Consider the following 25147-nt stretch of genomic DNA (forward strand, 5'->3'; position numbering starts at 1 on the left):
TCAGATCCTTTCGATGTCCTCGCGGCCGAAGATGCCGTAGGGCCGGACCATGATGGTGAAGAGGATGATCAGCGAGGTCACGACGTCGCGCGTGCCGCCGCCGACGAGACTGTCGAGATAGCCCGGCACGACCGAGCCGAGGATGCCGACGAGAAGCCCGCCGACGAGGACGCCGACGATGGAATCCACCCCGCCGAGGATGACGACCGCGACCGCCGGGAAGAGCAGCGCCGAGAGCGTCCAGTCGACGCCCTGCACCGAGCCCCAGAGCGTGCCGGCCGCGACCGCGGCGACCGCCGCGAGCCCCCAGGAGATGCCGATCGCCCGCTCCACCGAGATGCCGACCGCCCAGGACGAGACGTGGTCGTCCGAGACCGCACGCAGCTTGGTGCCGAGGCGCGTGCGGAAGAAGAGGAGCGAGGCGCCGATCAGGAGAAGCGCGATCACGCCGCCGTAGAGGTAGTCGCGGTTGATGAAGACGTCGCCGACGATGATCGGCGAGAGGTCGATGCCGAGATCGAGTGATTTCGGCGCGGCGCCCAGAAGCCCCGGCCCGAGGCCGCGCAGGAAGATCTCGAGGCCGAGGGTGAGCATCACCACCATGATGATCGGCTGGCCGACCATGCGCCGGAGGAGCAGGCGTTCCACGGCGAGGCCGAAGCCGAACATCACCGCGCAGGCGATCGGCACGGCGGCGAGAAGCGGCAGGCCGGCGGCCACCAGCAGCCAGACCACGTAGGCGCCGATCAGCACCACCGCGCCTTGCGCAAGGTTCGGCACGCCCGACGACTTGTAGATGAGGACGATGCCGAGCGCGACGAGCGAGTACATCAGGCCCGTCAGCGCGCCGTTGACCAGAAGCTCCGCGAAGTAGCTCATGCCGCGGCCCTCCCCTCGCCCACGGTTCGCAGGGCGAGGTCGCGCTTCAAGACGCCTTCCGCGCCGGTCTCGTAGGCGACGCGCGCCTCGAAGGCGATCTCGCCCGCGCCGGCATAGAGCGCCTCGATGATCGGGGCGTAGTGGGCGTCGATCACGTCGCGCTTCAGCTTGCGCGTGCGCGTCACCTCGCCGTCGTCGGGATCGAACTCCTTGTGGAGGTTGACGAAGCGGGTGATCGCCAGCCCGTCGGGCAGGCGCTTGTTGAGGGTCGCGATCGTGCGCTCGACGAGATCGTAGACTTCGGGCTTCTGCGACAGGTCGGCGTAGGACGTGTAGGAGACCGCGTTTTCCTGCGCGAAGTGGCCGACCGCCTCGAAGTCGATGCACACGATCGCGGCGAGCGACGGCCGCCCGCGCCCGACGACGCACACGTCGCGGATATAGGGCGAGAACTTCAGCCGGTTCTCGATATAGGTCGGGATGTAGCGGGTGCCGCTGCCCGTGTGGACGACCTCGGACACGCGGCCGAGCACCACGATCTGCCCGTCGGGCTCGACCTGGCCAGCGTCGCCGGTGCGCAGCCAGCCGCGGTCGAGCGCCTTGGCGCTTGCCGCCTCGTCGCCATGGTAGCCGTCGAAGACGTTGTCGCCGCGCATCAGGATCTCGCCGGTCTCGTCGATCCGGACCTCGATGCCGGGAAAGGGACGGCCGACCGTGTGGAGCTGGAGATCGCCCGCCCCTTGGGCGACGGCGAGCGCGCAGTTCTCGGTCTGGCCGTAGAACTGGCGAAGGTTGAGGCCGAGCGCCCGGAAGAACAGGAACACGTCCTCGCCGATCGCCTCGCCCGCCGTATAGGGGCGCTCGACGCGCGACAGTCCGAGCTGGTCGAGAAGCGGCCCGAAGACGAGGAGCCGGCCGATCTGCCAGCGCAGGCGCTTCAGCGCAGAAGGCTCGCGACCCTCCAGCCGACGGCGTTCAAGCTCCACCGCGAAGGGCACGAAATGCTCGAAGAGGCCGCGCTTCAGCCACGTCGACTCTTCCATGCCGACTTGGACGCGCGTCAGCATGTTCGACCAGGCGCGGGGCGAGGAGAAGTAGATGGTCGGCGCGATCTCGCGCAGGTCGTGCTGGGCGGTCTCCTGCCGCTCGGGAATGGCGACCACGAAGCGCAGCGTGATGGCGGCGGCGAGCGAGAACAGGAAGTCGCCGACCCAGGCCATGGGCAGATAGGCCATATGGACCTCGCCCTCGCGGAAGTAGCCGGCCGCGGCCGCGTTGCGCACGCCCGACAGGACATGGCCGTGCTTCAACGGGATGCCCTTCGGCGCGCCGGTCGTGCCGGACGAATGGAGGAGCACGGCGACATCGTGGACGCCGGCGCGCTTCAGGAGATCGTCGCGAAGGGCTGGCTCGCGCGTCAGCCGCTCGCGTCCTTTCGCCAGCAGCGCCTCCAGCGCGACGACGCCCGGCGGCTCGCGGCCCTTCAGGCCGCGCGGGTCGTCATAGGCGATCGTGGCAAGCTCCGGCACGCCTTCGCGGACGACCAGGAGCTTGTCGACCTGTTCCTGGTCCTCGGCGATGGCGAAACGGATGCCTTCGCGGCGGATCTGGCCGGCGAGTTCCTCCGGCGCGACCTCGGAATAGGCGGGCGAGGGCACGGCGCGCAGCGCGATCACCGCGAGCATCGCGACATAGAGGTTCGCGCGGTTGTCGCCGATCACCAGCACGATGTCGCCGGCTTTCAGGCCCGCCGCCTCGAAGCCGGCGGCCTGCTCGAGGACGAGGTCGCGATACTGCCCCCACGTCCATTCCTGCCAGATGCCGCGGTCGCGCTCGCGGATGGCGACGGTGGTCCCGTGCGTGCGCGCATTCTCGTCGAGCGCGGCGATCAGCGTGTCGCCGTCCCGCCAGTCCGGATGGAGGGCCCGCGCGCCGGCCTCGATCGTCGCCCCGTCATGCAGCATGGGCGGCCCCTCCGATATAGGCGGCGACCACGGCCGGGTCGCTCATCGCCTCGCGCGCCGGCCCCTCGGCGATCGCCTTGCCATTGTTGAGGACGACGACCCGGTCGCAGATCGCCGTCACCACATCGAGGTGATGCTCGATCAGGAGCACGGTCAGGCCGAGTTCCTCGCGTGCGTCGAGGATGAAGCGGACCATGTATTCCTTCTCCTCCTGGTTCATGCCGGCCATCGGCTCGTCCAGCACCAGGAGGCGCGGCTCGGCGGCGAGCGCGCGGGCGAGTTCGACGCGCTTCTGCAGCCCCAGCGGAATGGTGTCGACATGCTCGTCGCGCACGCTCTGGAGCTGCAGGAGGTCGATCACGTCCTCCACCTTGCGGCGGTTCTCGATCTCGGCGCGCTCGGCCCATACGGGATAGAAGAAGGCAGCCAGCGCCGACGGGCGCATGAAGATGTGCCGGCCCATCAGGATGTTGTCGAGAACGCTCATGCCGCGGAACAGGGCGACGTTCTGGAAGGTGCGGGCGACGCCCATCCGGGCGACCTTGTGCGGCCGCGTGCCTTCGATCCGGTCCCCGTGGAGGCGGATCGAACCTTCCTGCGGCGGATAGAAGCCGGTGATGGCGTTGACGAGCGTCGTCTTGCCGGAGCCGTTCGGCCCGACGAGGCCGAAGATCTCGCCCTGGCCGACACGGATCGACACGGATTTCAGCGCCTGCAGCCCGCCGAACCAGCGGCTGACGTTTTCGCAGGTCAGCGCTTCCGGCCGGACTGCCGCGCTGTCGGACGCGCGAGCGCTTGCGGCGACGAGCGCCGTTGGATGCTGCATGACCCGCCTCCTCCCAGAGCCTGTCAGTGCCGATACGGGTTGGTCCGATCTCCCAATCGGCACAACCAGAAGGAGGCTAGCAAAGCGAAACGCTTTCAGGAATACGTAATCGATCGCACAGATCGTTCGGATCCTTCGAATGAATCCCAATCTGATCGACCAGCTCCGCACCTTCGTGACGGTGGTGGAGGAGGGCAGCTTCACCGGGGCGGCGCGCCGCCTCAACCGGGCGGTCTCCTCGGTGTCCTATGCGGTCGCCCAGATCGAGCGGCACTGCGGCTTCCCGCTTCTGGAGCGCGCCACGCGCCAGCCCGAGCTCACGCGCCGCGGCCGGGCGGTGTTTGCGGAAGCCAGCTTCCTCGTGGAAAGCGCGCGCCGCCTGACGGCCCACATGAAGGCGCTGGAGAAGGGCGAGGAAACGCGCATCCGCATCGCCGTCGACGTCCTCTTCCCGCTCGACCATCTCCACGCCGCACTCCAGCGCTTCGACGCGGCGCGCCCGCGTGCCCGTGTCCAGCTCTTCACGAGTTCGCTCAACACGCTCTGGGAAACCCTGCGCAGCGGCGACGTCGACTTCGCGCTGACCTTTCTCGCCAACGTGCCGGCCGACATGACGGCCCGCTCATTCCGCAACGTGACGATGTGGCCGGTGGCCGCCGCGACCCATCCGCTCGCCCGGATGGCGCAGCCGATCCCGATCGAGGCCTTCCAGTCGGAGCGGCAGATCTACTTCATCGGCGATCCCGGCGTCGACGTGGAGCGCCTGGGCCGCGTGTTCGGCCCGGACGTCTGGACCTCCAACGACCTCGAACACATCCGGATGCTGGTGACGGGCGGCTTTGGCTGGTGCTTCACCAACGAGGCGTTCTTCGCGCGCGAGGAGGCATCGGGCGCGGTGAAGCGCCTGCGCAGCGCGGACAACCGGCTGCATCCTGTGCGTGCGCTCGGCGCCGCCTGGTCGATCGACCGCGCGCCGGGCCCGCTCGGCGGCCAGATCGTCGACTTTCTGGCCGGCGCCCTCGGCGAGGCGGACTAGCTCCGCCGCGCCTCCACGAGCCGGTCGAGGAACTTCGCCACCCCGTCCTCCTCGTTGGAGGCGGTGACGTAGCCAGCGGCGCGGCGGACCGCCTCGCTTCCCTGCCCCATCGCGACGCCGAGGGCGGCGCGCCGGAGCATCGGAATGTCGTTGGGCATGTCGCCGACCGCCGCGGTCTCCTCCAACGGCACGCCGTGGGCCTTGGCGAGGAAGGCCGCGCCGTCGCCCTTGTTGGCGACTTTGGCGGTCACGTCGAGGAAATAGAGCTGCGAGCGCACGACGTTGGCGGTCTCGCCGAGAAGATCGCCGATCTCGCGTTCCATGCGCTCGACCAGCGGATGATCGTCCGACACGCCGACGACCTTGTCGGTGCGATCGAACCAGGGCGAGAAGTCCTGGACGATCGTCGGGTCGAGCTGGGCCGCCTTGCGCTCGCGGTCGCCGTGCAGCGCGTCCTCGCTGCGGGCGAGCCAGAGCCCGTCCGCGAACACCCAGACGGGCACCCCGGCCCCGTCCAGCGCCTCGACCGCACGCCTGGCGTCGCCCGGCGCGAGGCGATGCGCCTCGATCACGTCGCCGCCGGCCTCGAACAGCGTGCCGCCGTTGAAGGCGCCGACCGCGCCCTCGATCCCGAGGTCTCCGACGATGCGCCCGAGCCCGCTCGCGGGCCGCGCGCTGATGAGGGTCACCGCGATGCCGGCCTCGCGCGCCCGCGCGACGGCCGCGACCGTCGCGTCCGACAGGGTCTTGTCGTCGCGCACGATCGTGCCGTCGATGTCGCAGATCACGAGGCGGATCGCCCTCGCCTTGGCCGGATCGAGCGCGTCCGCCATGCTATTGCGGAATCTCGACGTGGCCGCCGAAGCCGTAGCGCATCGCCGACAGCATCTTGTCGCCGAAGGTCGCCATCTGGCGCGAGCGGTAGCGCGCGTAGAGCGCGGCCGACAGGACGTTGACCGGCACCGCCTCCTCCATCGCCGCCTCCAGCGTCCAGCGCCCCTCGCCACTATCGGCGACGTTGCCGGAGAAATGGTCGAGGTTTCGGTCGCCAGCCAGCGCGATCGCGGTGAGGTCGAGAAGCCAGGACGAGATCACCGAACCGCGGCGCCAGACCTCGGCGATGTCGGGGAGGTTGAGGTCGAAGCGCTCGTCCGGCGGCAGGGCTGAAGAGTTCTTGGTCTTGAGGATGTCGAACCCTTCGGCATAGGCCTGCATCAGTCCGTACTCGATGCCGTTGTGCACCATCTTGACGAAGTGGCCCGCGCCCGCAGGCCCGGCATGGATATAGCCGCGCTCGGCGCGGTCGTCGGCCGCGTGCCGGCCGCGTGTGCGCTCGATGTCGCCGTATCCCGGCGCCAGCGCGTCGAAGACGGGATCGAGTTCGCGCACCGTGTCCTCCGGTCCGCCGATCATCATGCAGTAGCCGCGCTCCAGCCCCCAGACGCCGCCCGAGGTGCCGACGTCGACGTAAGCAATGCCCTTCGGCTCCAGTTCCTTGGCGCGGCGGATGTCGTCCTTATAGAAGGAGTTGCCGCCGTCGATCACGACGTCGCCGGGCGAGGCGAGATCGCTGAGTTCGCGGATCGTGGCCTCCGTCGGCTCGCCGGCCGGCAGCATGACCCAGAAGACGCGGCGCCCGGAAAACTGGCCGGCGAGGTCCGCGAGCGACGACGCGCCCTTGGCGCCCTCGCCTTGGAGGCCCGACACGGCCTCCGCGTTGCGGTCGAAGACGAGGCATTCGTGGCCGTGCGCCATGAGGCGCCGGGCGATGTTGCCGCCCATGCGGCCGAGGCCGATGATCGCGATCTGCATGTGGGTCCTGCGATGTTCGTTGCGTCGGTTGGTGAGGGCAGCGGGCGGCTCAGCGGCCGGCCGCCACCTGTTCGCGCGCGAGCTTGACGACGTTGTCGACCGTGAAGCCGAACTTCTCCTGGAGCTTGGCGATCGGGGCCGAGGCGCCGAAGGTCTTCATGACGATCTTGGCGCCCTTGGAGCCGGCATACTGGTCCCAGCCAAGCGACCCGCCCTGCTCCACCGCGACACGGGCCATGACGTCCGGCGGCAGCACTTCGTCGCGGTAGCTCTCGTCCTGTCGCTCGAAGAGGTGCCACGACGGCATCGAGACGACCCGCGCCTTGATGCCCTCCCCCACGAGCGTCTCGCGCGCGGCAATGCAGAGCGAGACCTCCGAGCCGGTGGCGAGAAGGATCACGTCCGGCTTGCCGCCTTCGGCTTCCGCCAGGATATAGGCGCCCTTGCGAAGACCGGAGGCCGGCGCGAACTTGGAGCGGTCGAGCGTCGGCAGCGGCTGGCGCGACAGGACGAGCGCGGTCGGCTCGTGCCGCTGCTCCATTGCGACCCGCCAGGCTTCCGCCGTCTCGTTGGCGTCGCAAGGGCGGATCGTGTTGAGGCCCGGGATCGCGCGAAGCGAGGCGAGGTGCTCCACCGGCTGGTGGGTCGGCCCATCCTCGCCGACGCCGATCGAATCGTGCGTGAAGACCCAGACCGCCGGGATCTCCATGATCGCCGACAGGCGCACGGGCGCGCGCATGTAGTCGGAGAAGACGAGGAACGTCGCGCCGTAGGGGCGCACATAGGAGAGCGCCATGCCGTTGACGACGGCGCCCATGCCGTGTTCGCGGATGCCGAAATGGAGGTTCCGCCCGGCATAGTCGTCCGCCGAGAAGCTGCCCGCTCCCTCGAAGCCGAGCTTGGACTTGTTGGACGGCGCAAGGTCCGCCGAGCCGCCGACAAGGAAAGGCACGCGTTCGGCGATCGCGTTCAGCACCTTGCCGGACGCGTCGCGCGAGGCGATGCCCTTGGCGTCCGCCTCGAAGCTCGGGATCGAGGCATCCCAGCCGTCCGGCAACCGGCCGTCGCGCATGGCGTCGATCTCGGCCGCAAGCTCGGGATGGGCCTGTCGATAGCGGGCGAAATCGGCCTCCCAAGCCTCGCGCGCGGCCTTGCCGCGTGTCTCGACGCGGCCGCGGAAATCGCCGGCAACACCATCCGGCACGTAGAAGTCCTTGTCCTCCGGCCAGCCGTAGGAGCGCTTGGCGCCCTTCACGTCCTCCGCGTCGAAGGCCTCGCCGTGGGCGGCGGCCGTGCCCTGCTGCTTCGCGAGGCCGTAGCCGATCACGCTGTCGACGACGACGAGCGTCGGCCGGTCGTCGGTCGCGCGGAATTCCTCCATGGCGCGGCGGATCGCCGACCGGTCGTTGGCGTCGGACACGTGCAGCGTCTTCCAGCCGTAGCCGCGGAAGCGCTTGGCCACGTCTTCGGAGAAGGCAAGGCTGGTGAAGCCCTCGATCGAGACCTTGTTGTTGTCGTAGATCCAGAGAAGGTTCGAGAGCTTCAGATGGCCGGCGAGCGAGGCGGCCTCGGAGGACACGCCCTCCATCATGTCGCCGTCGCCGCAGAGCACGATCACGTCGTGATCGAAGACGGTGGCCTCCGGCTTGTTGTAGCGCGCGGCGAGCCAGCGCTCGGCGATCGCCATGCCGACCGAGTTGCCGCAGCCCTGCCCGAGCGGGCCGGTCGTCGTCTCGACGCCTGTGGTCATCCGGTATTCGGGGTGGCCCGGCGTCTTGGACGAGAGCTGCCGGAACGCCTTGATGTCGTCGAGCGAGACGGCCGGCTTGCCGGTCTTCTTGCCGTGCGCGTCGATCTCCTCGACGCCCGCCAGATGCAGCACCGAGTAGAGCAGCATCGAGCCGTGGCCGACCGACAGCACGAAGCGGTCGCGGTTCGGCCAGTCCGGCCGGCCGGGGTCGTAGCGCATGAACTCGGTCCACAGCGTGTAGGCGACCGGCGCGAGGCCGAGCGGCGCGCCGACATGGCCGGAATGCGCCTTCAGGACGGCGTCCATCGACAGGGTGCGGATCGTGTCGATCGCCAGTTGTTCGGGCGAGCCGCGCTCGCTGGATCCGGCGTCGGCGGCTACGGGGTTCGCGCTCATGGGGCGTTCCTTGTGGTTCGAGGCCGGGCGCGTCGCGGGGGTCCGACCCCGAGCGTCGCGGCGTCCCGCTCATCTCCCGCCTAATGGTGGAGCGCGCGGCGCCGGTGTCGATGGGGGCGCGCGACGCGCCGTCGCCCCGAAGCGAGAAGACGGCCTCGCACAGGGGCTTGTGCGATCGGGACCCGATGCGTATGGAAAACATGACTTAGATGTTCATGTATTGCCGATCGGCAGCTGGCCCTCCCTCCGGCTGTCATCGAGGCACGGGCGCTCCCCCGCCCGATCGGCGAAAAAGGTCGACGATGGCACACGATACCGTCCCTCCGGCAGCGCAGCGCCGGACCGGCAGATCCATGATCCTGGCGACCCTCCTCGCCCTGCCGCTCCTCGCCGGCGGTGCGCAGGCGCAGACGGCGACAGGCGAGCCCACGGCACCGCAGGCCGCACCGGTCGAACCGGCGCAGAGTCTCGTTCCCGCCGCACCGGCCGACCAGGTGCCCGGCACCGTCTTCCCGTCCGGCCAGCCGAGCACGATCGCGCCGCTCGGCAGCCCCGCACCCGGCGCAGAGCCGGCGAGCGCGCCGACCCCGGCAGCGCCGGCCGAGGCCACCGACGTCTCGATCGCGCCCGGCGAGGCGCCATCCGCCACCGGCGCCGCCACGCTCCCCCACGACTTGTCCCCCTGGGGCATGTTCATGGCGGCGGACTACGTTGTGAAGGCGGTGATGATCGGCCTGGCCTTCGCGTCCGTCGTCACCTGGACCATCTGGCTCGCCAAGGCGCTGGAGCTCACCGCCGCCAAGACGCGCGCGGGCCGGGGCGTCCGGCGCCTGGGCGAGGCGGAAGGTCTGCCCTCCGCCGACGCGGTGGACGCCGAGGGCTGGCGGCGCGGACCCGTCGCCGCGATGGTGCAGACGGCCGCGGCCGAGCGCGCCCGTTCCGCGGGCCTGCCGGCCGACGGCGTCAAGGAGCGCGTCGCGATCGCGCTTCAGCGCATCGAGGCGCGCGCCGGCCGGCGCATGGCCCGCGGCACGGGGCTCCTCGCCACGATCGGATCGACCGCCCCCTTCGTCGGCCTCTTCGGCACGGTCTGGGGCATCATGAACTCGTTCATCGGCATCAGCCAGGCCAACACCACCAACCTCGCCGTGGTCGCGCCGGGCATCGCCGAGGCGCTGCTTGCCACCGCGATCGGCCTCGTTGCGGCGATCCCCGCCGTGATCATCTACAACGTCTTCGCGCGCGCCATCGCGGGCTACCGCGCCGTCCTGTCGGACGCCTCCGCCGCCGTCCTCCAGCATCTCTCGCGCGATCTCGACCGTGCCAAAGTCGCGGCCGGCGCCGGCCCGCAGCGGGCACCTTACGCCCGCGCAGCGGCGGAGTAACGGGCCATGGGTGTCAGCCTGAAAAGCTCCGACGACGACGATTCCGGCGAAGTCTCCGAGATCAACGTCACGCCCTTCATCGACGTCGTCCTCGTGCTCCTCATCATCTTCATGGTGGCCGCGCCGCTTTCCACGGTCGACGTACCGGTGGACCTTCCCGTCTCCAACGCGCTGCCCCAGCCGCGCACCGACGAGCCGCTCTATCTCACCGTGCAGGACGACCTGAACCTCGTGCTCGGGGAGGAGGCGATCGCCCGCGAGGCCTTGCGGGCGGCGATCGACGCGCGCACCGGGGGCAACCGGGACGAGCGCATCTTCCTGCGCGCCGATGCCGCCGTCGACTACGGCGACCTCATGGAGGTGATGAACGCGCTGCGGGACGCGGGCTATCTCAAGATCGCGCTGGTCGGGCTCGAGAACACGGGCGCCGCGCCCGCCGCCGGGGCCGCCCCGCAACCATGACGCTCGCCCGTCCCGACGATCTCGAACGCGGCTCCACCACGATGAGCGTCGCGCGCTGGGGCGCGGCGATGCTGTGCATCGCCACCGCCCATGCCACGGCTGCCTGGTTCTTCGTGCAGATCCCCCCGATCGCGACCCCGCCGGCCGGCGCGCCCGAGGCGCCGATCCTGATGGAACTCGCGCCGCCGGAGGCCGCGCCGCCGGCCGCGCCTGCCGTGGAAGCGCCGGAGCCCACCGAAGAGCCGCAGGAAACGCCGCCCGAACCGCTGCCGCCGGAGCCGGAACCCGAGCCACCCCCGCCCGAGCCCGTCCCGCCGCCCCCCGAACCCGATCCCCCGCCACCCGTCGAGGAGCCGCCCCCGGCGGTGGAGGAGCCACCCCCGGTCGTGGACCCCGAGCCCCTGCCCGAGCCGCCGCCGGAACCCCAGCCCGAGCCGCCGCCCGCCGTTGAGACGCCGGCGGAAGCCGTGATCAATGCGCCGGTCCCGCGCGCCCGACCTCGCCCGCCCGAGCCGCGGCGGGAGGTCGCCGAGCGCCGGCCGGAACGCCCGCGCGAGGTGGAGCGGCCGCGCGAACGCGAGCGGCCCCGCACCGAACGCCGACAGGCGGCCGCCCCGGCCTCCAGCGCCTCGCGCGCCGCGTCGGAGACCTCGCAGGGTCAGCGCGCGCGGCCGAGCGTATCGCCGGCGCGATGGCAGTCGCAGGTGTCGGCGCGGCTCAACCGCTTCAAGCGCACCCCGCGCGGGGGCGGCGCGGGCACGGTGCGCGTGTCCTTCACGATCACCGCCAGCGGCGCCGCCACCGGCATCCGCCTGTCGGGCTCGTCCGGCAATCCGGCTCTCGACGAGGCCGCGCTGTCCCTGGTGCGCCGCGCCAGCCCATTTCCGGCGCCGCCGGAGGGCGGGAGCGTCCCGATGACCGTGCCGATCGCTTATACGCGCTGACGGCGCATGGACGGAGACACCCGCGGAGGCGGTCCGAAGTCCCGTTCGGGAGCCTGTCAGTCGAGGCTGAGGTCGATGGCGCGGCGCGCCGTCATCTCCAGTCCGACCGTCTCGACGTTGGCGGTCATCCACACCGAGTTTGCTCCGTGCGAATTGGCGCGCTCCCGCTCCATCTCCGCATCCCGGAACTGGATCCACAAGCGTTGGGCGGTGCGCAGGGCTTCCATCTGATCGCGCCGGACGGAGCCGTCCGGCTCATCGGCGCGTTCGATGCTCCGTAGCTGCCCGGCGTAGTTCTCGTTGAGAACCACGTCCCACGCCGCCAACTCCCGCGCCGTGCAGAAGTAGGTTTGTACAGACACTGGTCCCGCGGAGTTTTCGCGCCGGCATGACGTTGCGATCTCGCCGATGCAGGTCGCTTGCTCGCGCCTGTTCCAGTGACCCGCAAGGCACGTCCCGATCGTCGTAGCATCGGTCGATGGTTCGGACCCGGCTTGCACGGACGAGGCCTGCCCCAAGGTGGGAAGGAGGCCGATACCGCCCATTACGACGGTCATGAGGAAACCTCGGAGTCTCACATCAGGCGACCCGGCCGACGAACCGCTCGTCCGCCGCGTCCAACTCGCGGCGCACGCGGGTGATCTCGAGGCTCTCGTCGGGGGCGGCGTTGGCGTAGGTGATCTTCTCGCCGGCCTTGATCGGGGCGGTCACCCGTGCGCCCTCGGCCAGGCCGAGCGGCAGGCCGCCGGCGGCCCGCGCCTGCCCCCACGTCATCGCGAAGCCGCGATACTGCGTCTCGCCGATGCGCCCGAGCCGCTCGCCGGGGGCGAGGTCGCGCTTGGCGACGGCGATGCACTCGGCGACCGGCCGATCCAGGGGTTCCATGTGCGGGCGGCGGTGGACGGCCGCATGGATCACCGACAGCGGCACCTCGATCGAGGTGAGGTGGAAGGGGCGCAGGAGCGAGAAGCAGGGGCCGGGGCCGACCTTCAGGTCGGCGATGCGCTCGGTGACGCGCGGATGGCGGCCCTTCACCACGCAGAAGACGCCCGGCGCGACGCCGCGCCCGATCGTGTAGTCGACGCAGCCCATGCGCGACAGGATGCCCCCATCCTCCTTCGGGCAGAGCACCTGCGCAAGGTCGTCGGCGGTGGCGTTCGGGCCGTGCATGCCCGGAACGTCCGGTACGAGGCCGGTGGCGTTGGCGATCGCCACCATCTCGACCATGGTCTTCGATCCGTCCACGAACTCGACCAGCATGCGCGCGTTCATGTTGCGCCGCGCCGCTTCCGCCTCGTAGTCGGCGGGCACGGCGTTGAAGTCGAGCGGGTTGTTCTTGCCCTTGCCCGCGCACACGATGTCGAGGCCGAGCGACTGGGCGAGGCCGATCAGCTCGATCGTCGCGTGCGGCTCGTCGCCCGCCGCACCCGTATAGACGACGCCCGCCCGCTTCGCCGCGGCGTTGAGATGGCGGCCGACGGCGATATCGGCCTCGACGTTCAGCATCACGACGTGCTTGCCGGCCGCAAAGGCCTTCAGCGCCAGCGTCGTGCCGAAGCTCGGGCTGCCCGTCGCGTCCACCACGACGTCGATGCGACCCGCCTCGCACAGGAGCGAGGCGTCCGGCACGATCGCCGCGCGGCCCGCCTCGATCGCGGCGTCGACATCCGCGGCGCGCTTGGCGCGCGCGCTTTCCCCCGGCGCATAGCCGGCATAGGCGAGCGCGGCCTCGGTCTCGGCGGGGCGCGAGGTCGACACGGCACCGAGCCGGACGCCCGGCATCAGCCTCAGCTGGACGAGGAGGTCGATGCCCATCTGCCCCGCGCCCGCGACACCCACTGTCACCGCCCCGTGCTTGTCCGCATAGGCGTGGAGGTCGGCGGCAAGGCCGACGCGTGCGATGGAGTGCATGGGGGCCGGTCCTTCGGATGGGCGCCGCGATGGCGGCGCTGTCAGCTTCGACCGATAGCGGCAGGGCGGCGGCGGAATCAACCGGCCGCTACGTCACGTCTTCGCTTGTGTTTCCAAGGAGGGCCCAAGGCCCTATGGTCGGACCTCTGCGACCTTCTAGAGCGGCGGAACCGGCCTTTCATGCGCATGCTCCTGGTGGAGGACAACGAGGGACTGGGCGATGCCGTCAATCGCCACCTGCGCGGCGCCGGCCATGCGGTGGAATGGGTGAAGAGCGCCGAGGACGCGGTGGAGGCCTTCGGGCTCGACACGTTCGACGCGGTGATCCTCGACCTCACGCTGCCCGGCCGCGACGGGCTCTGGGTAATCTCGCAGCTGCGCCGCGCGCGCTCCAGCGTCCCCGTCCTCGTGATGACGGCGCGCTCCGAAATCGACGACAAGGTCAGTCTCCTCGACCAGGGCGCCGACGACTACCTGACCAAACCCTTCGACCTGCGCGAGCTCGACGCGCGGCTGCGCGCGCTCCTGCGCCGCCCGGCCGGGCAGACCACCAGCGTCTCGGCCTTCGGCGACGTGACGGTGGATCTCGCCGGCCACGCGGTGAGCCGGGGCGGCGAACGGCTCGACATCGGCCGGCGCGAGTTCCGCCTGCTCGAGATCCTCCTGTCGCGGCCCGGGGTCGTCGTCGGCAAGGAGCAACTGATGGCGCAGCTCTTCTCCTTCGACGAGGCGGTCTCGATCAACGCGCTCGAACTCTACGTCTCGCGCCTGCGCCGCAAGCTGGAGGGCTCGGCCCTGGAGATCGCGACGGTGCGCGGGTCCGGCTATGTCGCGCGGGTGCGCGATGGCGGATAGGACGGTCTCGATCCGGCGTCGCGTGCTGGTCGCCGCGACGCTCCTTCTGCTGCTCGCCGCCTTCGTCCTCGTCGCCTTCATCCGCGACTATGCCGAGCGGGCGTCCGAGCGCGCCTTCGACAGCCTGCTCGGCGCCTCGGCCCTCATCATCGCGGGCGCCGTCCAGCTCGAGGAGGGCGAGGTGACGGTGGAACTGCCGCTTGCCTCCTTCTCGATGTTCTCCGGCCGCGACCGCATCTTCTACGCGGTGGAAGCGCCGGACGGCACCAACGTCACCGGCTATCCCGACCTGTCGGAGGGCCTCGTCCCCGAGGACGACAGCGAGCCGACCTTCGCCGACGCCGTCTACCGCGGCGAGCCGGTGCGCGTGGCGAGCGCCGGGCGGCTCGTCTCTACCGCGTCCGGCACGGGCTGGGCGACGGTGCGCGTCGCCGAAACGCTCGGTGAGCGGCGCGCGCTCGCCCGCGAGATCTTCCAGAACGCGCTCCTGCCGGTGGTGGCGCTCCTCCTCCTGGCGCTGGTGATCCTGTGGTTCGGCATCGGCCGCGCCTTCCGCCCGCTCCTGTCGCTGGAGCGGCACCTGCGCGCCCGCGCCCCGGAGAACCTGTCGCCCGTCGACCTGCCGGTGCCGCAGGAAGCGGTGCAACTGGTCGGGGCGCTGAACGATTTCATGGGCCGGCTGGCGCTGGCGCGCGAGCGCCTGGAGGCCCTCGTCGCCGAAGCCGCACACGAGGTGCGCACGCCGCTCGCCTCGCTGCGCCTCCAGGCCGAGGTGGCGCGCGGCGAGAGCGACCCCGAGGCGCTGCGCACCCAAGTCGCGCGCATCCACGACGAGGCGGTGCAGGCGAGCCAGCTCGTCTCCCAGCTCCTGATGGACGCGACGATCTCGCACCGCCTCGACACCGCGCCGGCGGGCGCGACGCCGGTCGGCGCGGTGGTGACCGAGGTCGTGCGACGGCTCGACCCCGACACCGCCGACCGCGTGCGCGTATCGATCGCGCCCGGCATGGCCGAGGCCTCGCTCGGCGCCGATCGCGTGGTGCTGCGCGAGATGCTGCGCAACCTCGTCGACAACGCGCTCACCTACAGCCGCGGCCCGGTGGAGATCGCGGTCGCGGCCCGCGCCGACGGGTCCGTCGGCATCGATGTCGCCGACCAGGGGCCGGGCATTGCGCCGGAGGAGCGCGAGGCCGTGTTCCAGCGCTTCCGGCGTGGCGGGGCCTCGACCGGCACCAACGGCTCGGGTCTGGGACTGGCGATCGTACGCCGCGCGGTCGAGGCCCAGCGCGGACGCATCGATCTCGAGGACCGGCCGGGCGGCGGGTTGCTTGTCCGGCTCGTGCTGCCGCGCGTCGACCTTCGCACCGGCCGCCCGGCCGCGAGAGCCCTCGCCTCGCTGGCCTTTCTTGCGATCCTGTGGTGGCCGATCGCGAGCGCGGGCGCCACCGAAGTCGTCTACCCCGCGCCGGACGGCTCCGGCGAAACACGCATCCAGATCCTCGGCGCTACCGACACGGGTCTCTTCGCCCATCTCGTGCGCGGCTTCCAGGCGCGCCGGCCCGACGTCACCGTCACCTACGAGGAGGGCGAGACGCTCGCCATCTTCGAGGCCTTCGCCTCCGGATCCCGCTCGCCGCCGGACGTGATGATCAGCTCGGCCTCCGACCTTCAGGTCAAGCTCGTCAACGACGGCTTCGCGCAGCCCTTGAACCTTGCGGGCGCTGCCAATCTCCCCGGCTGGGCGCAGTGGCGCTCCGAGCTGTTCGGCTTCTCCTTCGAGCCGGCGGTAATCGTCTACAATCCCGACATCCTCGCCGAGAACGAGGTGCCGCGCAGCCATCTGGAACTCGCCGAGCTTCTCGAAAAGCAGGCCGTGCGGCTGGCCGGCAAGATCGCGACCTACGACGTCGCGCGCTCGGGCGTCGGCTACATGCTGGCGGCACAGGACCAGTCGGTGTCGTCCTATTTCTGGCGCCTCGCCAGCGCCTTCGGCCGGGCGGGCGTGCGCCTGTCGGGGGCGAGCCCCGCGATCCTCGACGGCGTCGAGCGCGGCGATCTCGCGCTCGGCTACAACGTCCTCGGCTCCTACGCCTTCGCGCGCCAGGCGGCGGGCGCGCGCATCGGCATCGTGGTGCCCGACGACTACGTGCTCGTCGTGACCCGCTCGATGTTCGTGCCGGTCGGGGCGCAGCGCGCCGATCTCGGCGAAGCCTTCCTCGAGTTCGCGCTGTCCGACGAGGGCCAGTCGATCCTCGCCGGTCCCGCCGCACTCGGCGCCGTGGTGCCGGGGACGCAAGGAAGCTGGACGGCCGAGCGCATCGCGGCGCGCGGTCGCGGTGCCGTGCAACCGGTGCCGCTCGGCCCCTCCCTCCTCGTCGGGCTCGACCGCCAGCGCCGTGCCCGGTTTCTGGACACCTGGATGGAGATCGTTGCACCGCAATAAGGCAGGCTGGCTTCGTGACAGGTTTTTGACAGGAACCCTTTGTTAGGATGTTTCCAGACGGCCGGGGAGGCTGGATGCGACCGTGGGCGGGCTTCTCGAAGCTCTCGCCCATCGACCGGACGGCCTGGAGGGGCAAGACGGTCTTTCTGGGCAGCCGACGCGCGCCGCCACTCTCCCCGCGACCATCGTGAAGGTTTTGCAGGACGACGCGATGGAAGCGTCGCCACCAGGGAGGATCCAGCCATGAAGTCGATCATCTTCGGCGCGCTCGCCGCGCTTCTCGTCTCCACCAGCGCCTTCGCCCAGGCGCCCGCCTACGAGATCATGGCCCCGGCCTCGCCCGGCGGCGGCTGGGACCAGACCGCCCGCGCCATGCAGAACGTCCTGCAGGAGACCAAGCTCGCCAGCAACGTGCAGGTCGTCAACGTTCCGGGCGCCGGCGGCACGATCGGTCTCGCGCAGTTCGTCTCGACGAAGTCCGGCAACCCGAACGCGCTGCTCGTCGGCGGCTACGTGATGGTCGGCGCGATCCTCACCAACAAGTCGCCGGTCACGCTCGACCAGGTGACGCCGCTCGCCCGCCTCACCGGCGAGGACGAGGCCATCGTGGTCCCGGCGTCCTCGCCCTACCAGACCATCGCCGACCTCGCGAAGGCGATGAAGGAGAACCCGGGTGCCGTGGCGATCGCCGGCGGCTCGGCCGGCGGCACCGACCACATCGCGGCCGGCCTTCTCGCGCAGGCCGTCGGCGCCGACCCGAAGGCGATCAACTACATCGCGTTCTCCGGCGGCGGCGAGGCCCTCGCGGCCATCCTCGGCCAGCAGGTCGCGGCCGGCATCTCCGGCTACGGCGAGTTCGAGAGCCAGGTGAAGGCCGGCACGCTCCGTCTTCTCGCCACGACGGGCGGCCAGCGGGTGCCGGGCTCCGAGGCGCCGACGCTGAAGGAAGCCGGCATCGACATGGAGCTGCAGAACTGGCGTATGGTCGCCGGCGCGCCGGGCCTCACGGCCGACGAGCAGGCCGCCACCATCGCCAACATGCAGAAGATGGTCGACAGCCCCGAATGGAAGGCGGTCCTCGAGCGCAACAACTGGCAGAACACGTTCCTCGCCGGCGACGCCTTCAAGACCGAGCTCGCCAAGAACATCGAGGACACCAAGGAAGTCCTCACCGCGATCGGCCTCGTCCAGTAATGAGCGCCCCGTCGGACCACGTGCCGACCGAACGCCGCCCCGACCGGGCGGCGTTTGCCATCGGCTTGGGGCTGGGGATCATCGGCCTCCTCGTGCTGCTCGACGCCAGCCAGATCGGCGGCGGCGCCTATGCCCGCATCGGGCCGGCGACCTTTCCGACCCTGATCGGGTTCGCGCTCCTCGGCCTGTCCGGCTGGACCATGGTCGAGGCGTGGCGCGGCGACTTTCCCGAGCGCGACCATGACGAGTTCGCCCCGATCGTCTGGATCGTCGGCGGGCTGGCGGCCCAGCTCCTGCTCCTGACCACCGCCGGCTTCTCGATCGCCACGGGCCTCCTCTTCGCGGCGACCGCGCGGGCCTTCGGCAAGCGCAAGCTCTACGTGTCGATCCCGGTCGGCATCCTCCTGAGCCTCGCGATCTGGCTGATGTTCACGAAGGTCCTGAACCTCGCACTGCCGGCCGGCCCGCTGGAACGCCTGTTCGGCTGAGCCTCTTCGCCTCCGGCTCGGCGCCGAAGGCTTCTCCCCTCCAGCGCGCGCCTCCCGACGGATCGGCCCGCGCCCGCTCGAACCATGGGTTGCCAGCGATGGATACCTTCGCGCTTCTCGGTCAGGGCCTGGCGACCGCCGCCCAGCCGATGAACCTCCTCTACGCGCTGATCGGCGTGACGCTCGGCACCGCGGTCGGCGTCCTGCCGGGCATCGGGCCGGCGCTCACCGTCGCGCTGCTCCTGCCGGTCACCTACCAGCTCGATGCCGCGGGCTCGCTCATCATGTTCGCGGGCATCTACTACGGCGGCATGTATGGCGGGTCGACGACCTCGATCCTCCTCAACACGCCGGGCGAAAGCGCCTCGATCATCACGGCGCTCGAGGGCAACAAGATGGCCCGCAAGGGCCGCGGCGGACCGGCTCTGGCAACGGCCGCGATCGGCTCCTTCGTGGCCGGCCTGATCGCGACGCTCGGCCTCGCCTTCCTCGCGCCCGTCATCGTCTCCTTTGCGCTCTCGTTCGGCCCCGCCGAGTACTTCGCGCTGATGCTGCTCGCCTTCGTCACCGTCTCGGCGGCCTTCGGCGACTCGGCGCTGCGCGGCCTGACGGCGCTCGTCCTCGGCCTGACGCTCGGCCTCGTCGGCATCGACCTCCAGACCGGCCAGGCGCGCCTGACGCTGACCCCGATCGCTCAAGTTTTCCAGGGCATGGCCGCCGACCCCGCCGCCCCCATGCACGGGCTCTGGGCCGCGCTCGCCAGCTTCTTCGGTGGCATCTCGGCCAACCTCCTCGACGGCATCGAGGTGACGACGCTCGCCGTCGCGCTCTTTGCGATCGGCGAATGCCTCGTGGTGGCGGCCGCCGCCAACCGCACGCCGGACACGATCGAGGCGGTGAAGGGCTCGCTCTGGATGACCAAGGAGGACTGGAAGCGCTCGTGGAAGCCATGGCTGCGCGGCACCGCGGTCGGCTTCCCGATCGGCGCGATGCCCGCCGGCGGCGCCGAGATCGGCACCTTCCTCTCCTATTCGATGGAGAAGAACCTCACGAAATACCCGGAAGAGTTCGGCAACGGCGCGATCGAGGGCGTCGCGGGTCCCGAGGCCGCCAACAATGCCTCGGCCGCCGGGACGCTCGTGCCGCTCCTGACGCTCGGCCTGCCGACCTCGGCGACCGCCGCGATCATGCTGGCCGCCTTCCAGCAGTTCGGCCTCCAGCCGGGCCCGCTCCTCTTCATCACCTCGCCGCAGATCGTCTGGGGCCTCGTCGCCAGCCTCCTCATCGCCAACCTGATGCTGGTGGTGCTGAACCTGCCGCTGATCGGCCTCTGGGTGCGGCTCCTCACGATCCCCCGCCCCTGGCTCTATGCCGGCATCCTCGTCTTCGCGACGCTCGGCTGCATCGGCGCCAACCCCTCGCCGGTCGAGCTCGGCATGCTGCTGCTCTTCGGCCTGATGGGCTACATGCTGCGCCGCTTCGGCTATCCGATCGCTCCCGTCGTAGTCGGCCTGATCCTCGGGCCGATGGCCGAGCAGCAACTGCGCCGCGCGCTCGCCATCAGCCAGGGCGACCCGACGATCCTCGTCCACTCCTGGCTCGCCGTCGCGCTCCTGACGCTCGCGCTGCTCGCCCTCGTGGTGCCGATGATCCTGCGCGCTCGCGGTCGCGGCCAGATCCTGTCGCAGATGGCGGCCGACGAGGACTGACCGGGCCTCGCACGGAGCGAACGAAAAAGGGCGGCTTCCGCGAGGAAGCCGCCCTTTTCATGCATGGGTCGTTAAGGTTTCGGCCGTCAGCCGAGCTTGATCTCGTCGAAGGCGTTCGGCGCGATGCCGGCAGCCTTGAGAGCCGCGCGCGAGGGACGCTTGCCGGCCTCGGCCGCCGCCGCGCATGCAGCGATGCCACCGAAAGCTTCGGTCATGCTGCGGATCCGCTGGCCGAAGGAGCGCGTGCGGTTGTTGCGGGGGGTCATCGAGGTCGTCCTTTCGAGGTGTCTGTCTCGTTTCGATGACCAGAAGATGGGCCTTCGCCCTCCGGACTTGAAGCGTCGATTCGGCGCGTCAGCCATGCGATTTTCGCATATCGAGGCCCTCAGCCATTCTAAAGCGATTGAAGCCGTAGGCGGGAACCTATCGAGGGACGCGGCATTCCTCACGGTTCGCGTCGCATGGGTCCGGCGCTGGGGGAGCGTGAAGCGTTGGATATCGTCACTTCGCAGATGCTGCGTCGCGCCTTGCCCCTGTTCACGGCGTTGGCGATCGGCGTCCTGACGCTGTCGATCGCCGCGATCCTGACGCTCGGGCGCGAGATCTTCGTGCCCTTCGCCCTCGGCATTCTCCTCGCCTTCATCCTCGCCCCGATCGTGATCGGGCTGCAGCGCCGCCGCGTGCCGCGGATGCTGGCGATCTCGGGCGCGATCCTCGCCGCCACCCTCGCCATCGTGGCCCTCGGCTTCATCATCGCGCTGCAGATCACCTCGCTGGTCGGCGAGATCCCGTCCTACCGCCTGACGGTCCAAGAGAAGCTGCAATCGCTGTCGGCCTCCGCGCAGGCCAGCGGCAACGGCCCGTTCAGCCGGGCCGCCGTCGCGCTCGAGGAGATGGCGGCCGACATCCAGCACCTCGCGGCGCCCGCCGAGACGACGCGGGGCAACGGCGCCGACGGGACCCCGGCGCCACACCCGATCCCGGTGACGGTCGAGAACGAGACCTCACTCTTCGACACGATCGGCGCCATCGCCCTGCCGCTCCTCCAGCCGCTCGCGACCTTCGGCGTCGTGATCATCTTCGCGATCTTCATTCTCCTGCAGCGCGAGGACCTCCGGAACCGCTTCATCCGCCTCGCCGGCACCGACGATCTCCAGCAGACGACGGCCGCGATCGACGACGCCGCGCGCCGCCTGTCGAAGCTCCTCCTGTTCCAGCTCGGCGTGAACGCCGCCTTCGGCGTGGTGACTGCGCTCGGCCTCTGGCTCCTCGGCGTGCCGAGCCCGGCGCTCTGGGGCATTCTCGGCGGCATCCTGCGGTTCATCCCCTATGTCGGCGGCTTCGTCGGCGCGGGTCTGCCGATGCTGCTCGCCTTCGCGGTCGATCCCGGCTGGTCGATGGTGATCTGGACCGCCGTCCTCTATCTCGGCGCCGAGGCGCTTCTGTCCAACGTCGTTGAGCCGGTGCTCTACGGACATTCCACCGGCCTGTCGCCGGTCGCCATCCTGCTCGCCGCGACGATCTGGGCCTTCCTCTGGGGCCCGGTCGGCCTGATCCTCGCCACCCCTTTGACCATCTGCCTCGTGGTCATGGGCCGGCACGTGCCGCGCCTTGCCTTCATCGACGTCATGTTCGGCGACCGGCCAGCGCTGTCGCCGCCGCAGATCTTCTACCAACGCATGCTGGCCGGCGCGCCCGACGAGGCGATCGACCAGGCGCACGACTTCCTGCGCCAGCGCGAGCTTGCGACCTATTACGACGAGGTAGCGCTCGAGGGCCTGCGCATCGCCCACGAGGACGTTGCGCGCTTTGCGGTCGAAGGCGAGCGGCTGGAAACGCTCCAGCGCTCGACGCTCGAACTCGTCGAAGGCTTGAAGTCCGTGCGCACCTCAGCCCTCGGCGGCCGGCGCGGCAAGAAGGCGATGTCGGCGGAAGCCGCTGCCGCGGTCGATGCGGCGGGTCCCGATCAGGAGGTCACGCGCATCGTCCAGCGCCAGCAGGATCTGGCGCCGGCCTGGCGCGGCGACCGGCCCGTCGTCTGCCTGTCCGGCTCGAACGCGCTCGACGGCGCCGTCACCGCCATGCTCGCGCAGGTCCTCACCCGCCACGGTCTTCGGGCGGAGGCGGTCAGCCTCGCCTCGCTGATCCAGAACCCGCCGAGCCGCGAGGATGCCGAAGGCGTCGCGCTGGTCTGCTTGTCCTTCGTGGAGCCCCTGTCCACGGTGCACCTGAGGCAGGCGGTTCGACGCGTCCACCGTTTCGCACCGCGCGCGCGCATTCTGATCGGCATTTGGCGTCAGCGCGACCCGGCGATGCTGCAGGAACTGAAGCGCCGCGTCCATGCCGACGCTCTGGTGACGACGCTGAACGGAGCGCTCGCCGCCGCGCTCGACATGTCCGGTCAGGCGATGCACGTGCCGGCGCCGGAGACGCACGCCGCCCCCAACGTGACCGACGAGACCAAGGTCGAGGCCGCCGTCGAAGCAGTATGACTGAGGCCGCCCACAGCACAAGCCGGCACGGTTTGCGGCCGTTTGGCGGAGAGCCATCGGTGACTTGGGTTCTTGCCGTCCGGGTAACTGCCGCGCTTTAGGAGCGCCTTGATTCCCGTGAGCGTCCAGTCGATCCCGCCCGCTTCGCGCCCGCATGGAACACGCCTCGAGCCGACATGAAAAAGGGCCGCCTCCTTTCGGAAGCGGCCCTCTTCGTTGCCGGCCGGCGCCGGCAAGGCGCCGGAGTGGTCGATCAGCCCTTGTCGGGCCGCACGATGTGCACGCGTTCGGCGGCGGCGCGGCGGAAGGCTTCCGACACGTGCTGGAAGGCTTGGTGCGCCTCGTCCGACAGGGAGTAGCCATCCTCGGGCTCGAGGATGAAGGCGAGCAGCGAGCGGCCGGTCGCCATGTAGTCGGTGTCGAACTCAAAGGGCACGAGCTCGTCGCGGTTCGGCATGTTGGTGTCGATGATGCAGTGCCAGCGGCGGCCGCCAGGGGCCTGCGGCAGCTTGAAATTCACGACGTCATGATGCGCGTTGAGGACGAGGAGCATCGTCGCGTCCGAGCCGATGCGCTTGATACCCTCGGCCTGCGCCCGGCCGTCGAGAAGGACGCCGAAGCAGCGTGCGCCGGCATCGTCCCATTCCGCCTGCTGCATCTCGCCGCCCGACGGCGACATCCACGTCACGTCCTTGGCACCGATCTCCTGGTCGAACCGACCCTGCAGAAAGCGGCCGCGACGCAGCATCGGAAGCGCCTGACGCAGCATGATGAGCTTCTGGACGAATTCGGCGAGATCCTCGCCGTCCTGCGTGACGTTCCAGTCGACCCAGCCGATCTCGTTGTCCTGCGCGTAGGCGTTGTTGTTGCCCCCTTGCGTGCGGGCGAACTCGTCGCCCGCCAGGATCATCGGTGTGCCGCGCGACAGGAGGAGCGTCGCGAAGAAATTGCGCAACTGGCGGAAGCGGACGTTGTTGATCTCCGCATCCTCGGTCGGCCCCTCGACGCCGTAATTGTTCGAGAGGTTGTGCGAGTGGCCGTCGCGGTTGTCCTCGCCGTTCGCCTCGTTGTGCTTGTCGTTGTAGCAGACGAGGTCGTGCAGCGTGAAACCGTCGTGCGCGGTGATGAAGTTGACGCTCGACCAAGGCTGGCGGCCACGGTTGTTGAAGAGGTCGGCCGAGGCCGAGATCTTGCCTGCGACCGCCGGAACCTTGCCCTCGTCACCGCGCCAGTAGGCACGCACCGTGTCGCGGTAGCCGTCGTTCCACTCGGCCCAGCCCGGCGGGAAGCGGCCGACCTGATAGCCGCCCGGACCGCAGTCCCAGGGCTCGGCGATCAGCTTGACCTGGGACAGCAGCGGGTCCTGCATCGTGGCGTGGAGGAAGGAGGACTCCTCCGAGAAGCCCGTCGGCTCGCGCGCCAGGATGGTCGCGAGATCGAAGCGGAAGCCGTCGACACGCATCTCGCCGGCCCAGTAGCGAAGGCTGTCCATCACCAGCTGCATCACGCGCGGATGCGAGGTGTTGACGGTGTTCCCGGTGCCGGTGTCGTTGATGTAGTAGCGCTTGTTGTCCAGCAGGAGCCGGTAGTAGGTCGCGTTGTCGATGCCCTTGAACGAGAGGGTCGGCCCGTTCTCGTTGCCTTCGGCCGTGTGGTTGTAGACGACGTCGAGGATCACCTCGAGCCCGTTGTGGTGGAAGGTCGAGACGAGTTCCTTGAACTCGTTGACGAAGGGCGAGCCCATGTAGCGCGGATCGGGCGCGAAGAAGCCGAGGGTGTTGTAGCCCCAGAAGTTCCGCAGGCCCTTCTCGACGAGGTAGCTGTCGTCGACGAAGGCGTGGATCGGCAGGAGCTCGACCGACGTGATGCCGAGGCTCTTGATGTACTGGACGACGTCGTGGTGGGCGAGGCCCGAGAACTTGCCGCGGTCACGGTCCGGCACGCTCGGGTGGCGCTGGGTGAAGCCCTTGACGTGGGTCTCGTAGAAGACGGTCCGCTCCCACGGCACGTTCGGACGGCGATCGTTGCCCCAGGTGAAGGCCGGGTCGACGATCTGCGACTTCGGTACGAAGGCCGCCGAGTCGCGTTCGTCGAACGACAGGTCGCCGTCGGCGTGGCCGATCGTGTAGCCAAAGAGGGCGTGATCCCACTTCAGTTCGCCGACATGCTGCTTTGCGTAAGGGTCGAGGAGAAGCTTGTTCGGGTTGAAGCGATGGCCGGCGTCGGGCTCGTAGGGGCCATGGACGCGATAGCCGTAGACGAGGCCGGGGCGCGCGTCCGGCAGATAGCCGTGGAACACCTCGTTGGTGTATTCCGGCAGCACGATGCGCTCGAGCTCGGTGGTGCCGGTCTGGTCGAAGATGCAGAGCTCGACCTTCGTGGCATTGGCGGAGAACAGGGCGAAGTTGACGCCCAGTCCGTCCCATGTGGCGCCGCGCGGGAACGGCCGGCCAGCCTCGACACGTGATTTGTGGAGGCCGGGCTTCGCGAGAGTGGACGCGAAGTCGGAGGCATTCGGTTGAATGTTCAAGGGATGGATCCCGTCATGAAGTGAGACACGCCGGATCGGGAAAGGGGATGGAAGCGCATTTGGTTCCCGCA

General features: G+C 70.0%; 20 protein-coding genes. 10 read left to right on the forward strand and 10 right to left on the reverse strand.

The window, feature by feature from the left end; genetic code table 11:
• From ACLNGM_RS01515 to ACLNGM_RS01525, 3 genes are read right to left on the reverse strand one after another with little or no spacing between them, the layout of a single operon-like run.
• A complete protein-coding gene (locus ACLNGM_RS01515; protein WP_416356902.1) occupies window positions 1–879 on the reverse strand; it encodes a branched-chain amino acid ABC transporter permease in 879 nt (292 codons plus the stop codon).
• Window positions 876–2843 carry an AMP-dependent synthetase/ligase gene (locus ACLNGM_RS01520; RefSeq protein ID WP_416356903.1) on the reverse strand — a complete coding sequence of 656 codons (1968 nt, stop codon included), beginning with the start codon at window positions 2841–2843 and terminating at the stop codon, window positions 876–878. Before ACLNGM_RS01520 ends, ACLNGM_RS01515 begins: the two co-directional genes overlap by 4 nt.
• Window positions 2833–3669 carry an ABC transporter ATP-binding protein gene (locus ACLNGM_RS01525; protein ID WP_416356904.1) on the reverse strand — a complete coding sequence of 279 codons (837 nt, stop codon included), beginning with the start codon at window positions 3667–3669 and terminating at the stop codon, window positions 2833–2835. Before ACLNGM_RS01525 ends, ACLNGM_RS01520 begins: the two co-directional genes overlap by 11 nt.
• A gap of 139 nt (window positions 3670–3808) precedes the next feature.
• On the opposite strand from ACLNGM_RS01525, the gene ACLNGM_RS01530 reads away from it, so the two are divergent.
• The gene (locus ACLNGM_RS01530; protein ID WP_416356905.1) at window positions 3809–4705 is read left to right on the forward strand and encodes a LysR family transcriptional regulator; all 897 of its coding nucleotides are present in this window, start codon (window positions 3809–3811) and stop codon (window positions 4703–4705) included.
• Here the strand turns inward: ACLNGM_RS01530 and ACLNGM_RS01535 are convergent.
• The 3 genes from ACLNGM_RS01535 to tkt are packed head-to-tail and all read right to left on the reverse strand — an operon-like array spanning window position 4702 to window position 8663.
• Window positions 4702–5538, reverse strand: coding sequence for a Cof-type HAD-IIB family hydrolase (locus ACLNGM_RS01535; protein WP_416356906.1), 837 nt, complete (start codon window positions 5536–5538; stop codon window positions 4702–4704). The two genes, ACLNGM_RS01530 and ACLNGM_RS01535, sit on opposite strands and share 4 nt — an antisense overlap.
• A gap of 1 nt (window position 5539) precedes the next feature.
• A complete protein-coding gene (gene gnd / locus ACLNGM_RS01540; protein ID WP_416356907.1) occupies window positions 5540–6517 on the reverse strand; it encodes a phosphogluconate dehydrogenase (NAD(+)-dependent, decarboxylating) in 978 nt (325 codons plus the stop codon).
• Between the two features lie 49 nt (window positions 6518–6566).
• Window positions 6567–8663, reverse strand: a complete 2097-nt coding sequence (gene tkt, locus ACLNGM_RS01545) for a transketolase (protein WP_416356908.1) — start codon at window positions 8661–8663, stop codon at window positions 6567–6569.
• 353 nt (window positions 8664–9016) lie between these two features.
• Between tkt and exbB the strand changes: the two genes are divergently transcribed.
• From exbB to ACLNGM_RS01560, 3 genes are read left to right on the forward strand one after another with little or no spacing between them, the layout of a single operon-like run.
• Window positions 9017–10048, forward strand: a complete 1032-nt coding sequence (exbB, locus tag ACLNGM_RS01550; RefSeq protein WP_416356909.1) for a tonB-system energizer ExbB — start codon at window positions 9017–9019, stop codon at window positions 10046–10048.
• Window positions 10049–10054: 6 nt separating this feature from the next.
• On the forward strand, window positions 10055–10510 hold the full coding sequence (gene exbD / locus ACLNGM_RS01555; protein ID WP_416356910.1) for a TonB system transport protein ExbD: 456 nt from the start codon (window positions 10055–10057) through the stop codon (window positions 10508–10510).
• A complete protein-coding gene (locus ACLNGM_RS01560; RefSeq protein WP_416356911.1) occupies window positions 10507–11454 on the forward strand; it encodes an energy transducer TonB family protein in 948 nt (315 codons plus the stop codon). The genes exbD and ACLNGM_RS01560 overlap by 4 nt, the downstream gene beginning before the upstream one ends.
• A gap of 56 nt (window positions 11455–11510) precedes the next feature.
• Here the strand turns inward: ACLNGM_RS01560 and ACLNGM_RS01565 are convergent, their stop codons facing one another.
• On the reverse strand, window positions 11511–11999 hold the full coding sequence (locus ACLNGM_RS01565; protein ID WP_416356912.1) for a lysozyme inhibitor LprI family protein: 489 nt from the start codon (window positions 11997–11999) through the stop codon (window positions 11511–11513).
• Between the two features lie 34 nt (window positions 12000–12033).
• Window positions 12034–13365: an NAD(P)H-dependent oxidoreductase gene (locus ACLNGM_RS01570; protein WP_416356913.1), complete on the reverse strand. Its 1332-nt coding sequence runs from the start codon at window positions 13363–13365 to the stop codon at window positions 12034–12036.
• A 180-nt stretch (window positions 13366–13545) separates the two neighbouring features.
• On the opposite strand from ACLNGM_RS01570, the gene ACLNGM_RS01575 reads away from it, so the two are divergent.
• From ACLNGM_RS01575 to ACLNGM_RS01595, 5 genes are all read left to right on the forward strand, one after another.
• Complete coding sequence (locus ACLNGM_RS01575) at window positions 13546–14220, forward strand: response regulator transcription factor (RefSeq protein ID WP_090962644.1); 675 nt, start codon at window positions 13546–13548, stop codon at window positions 14218–14220.
• On the forward strand, window positions 14210–16663 hold the full coding sequence (locus ACLNGM_RS01580) for an extracellular solute-binding protein (protein ID WP_416356914.1): 2454 nt from the start codon (window positions 14210–14212) through the stop codon (window positions 16661–16663). Before ACLNGM_RS01575 ends, ACLNGM_RS01580 begins: the two co-directional genes overlap by 11 nt.
• Window positions 16664–16906: 243 nt before the next feature.
• Window positions 16907–17857, forward strand: a complete 951-nt coding sequence (locus ACLNGM_RS01585; RefSeq protein ID WP_090962641.1) for a Bug family tripartite tricarboxylate transporter substrate binding protein — start codon at window positions 16907–16909, stop codon at window positions 17855–17857.
• Window positions 17857–18345, forward strand: a complete 489-nt coding sequence (locus ACLNGM_RS01590) for a tripartite tricarboxylate transporter TctB family protein (protein WP_090962638.1) — start codon at window positions 17857–17859, stop codon at window positions 18343–18345. The genes ACLNGM_RS01585 and ACLNGM_RS01590 overlap by 1 nt, the downstream gene beginning before the upstream one ends.
• Window positions 18346–18443: 98 nt before the next feature.
• The gene (locus tag ACLNGM_RS01595; protein WP_416356915.1) at window positions 18444–20054 is read left to right on the forward strand and encodes a tripartite tricarboxylate transporter permease; all 1611 of its coding nucleotides are present in this window, start codon (window positions 18444–18446) and stop codon (window positions 20052–20054) included.
• A gap of 86 nt (window positions 20055–20140) precedes the next feature.
• On the opposite strand, the gene ACLNGM_RS01600 is transcribed toward ACLNGM_RS01595, so the two are convergent.
• On the reverse strand, window positions 20141–20320 hold the full coding sequence (locus tag ACLNGM_RS01600; RefSeq protein ID WP_416356916.1) for a hypothetical protein: 180 nt from the start codon (window positions 20318–20320) through the stop codon (window positions 20141–20143).
• 225 nt (window positions 20321–20545) lie between these two features.
• Between ACLNGM_RS01600 and ACLNGM_RS01605 the strand changes: the two genes are divergently transcribed.
• Window positions 20546–22546, forward strand: coding sequence for an AI-2E family transporter (locus ACLNGM_RS01605; RefSeq protein ID WP_416356917.1), 2001 nt, complete (start codon window positions 20546–20548; stop codon window positions 22544–22546).
• Between the two features lie 253 nt (window positions 22547–22799).
• Here the strand turns inward: ACLNGM_RS01605 and glgX are convergent, their stop codons facing one another.
• Complete coding sequence (glgX, locus tag ACLNGM_RS01610; protein ID WP_416358534.1) at window positions 22800–25070, reverse strand: glycogen debranching protein GlgX; 2271 nt, start codon at window positions 25068–25070, stop codon at window positions 22800–22802.
• Window positions 25071–25147 lie beyond the last annotated feature (77 nt).

The sequence above is a fragment of the Aureimonas phyllosphaerae genome, assembly GCF_047943035.1.
Lineage (GTDB): Bacteria > Pseudomonadota > Alphaproteobacteria > Rhizobiales > Rhizobiaceae > Aureimonas > Aureimonas phyllosphaerae.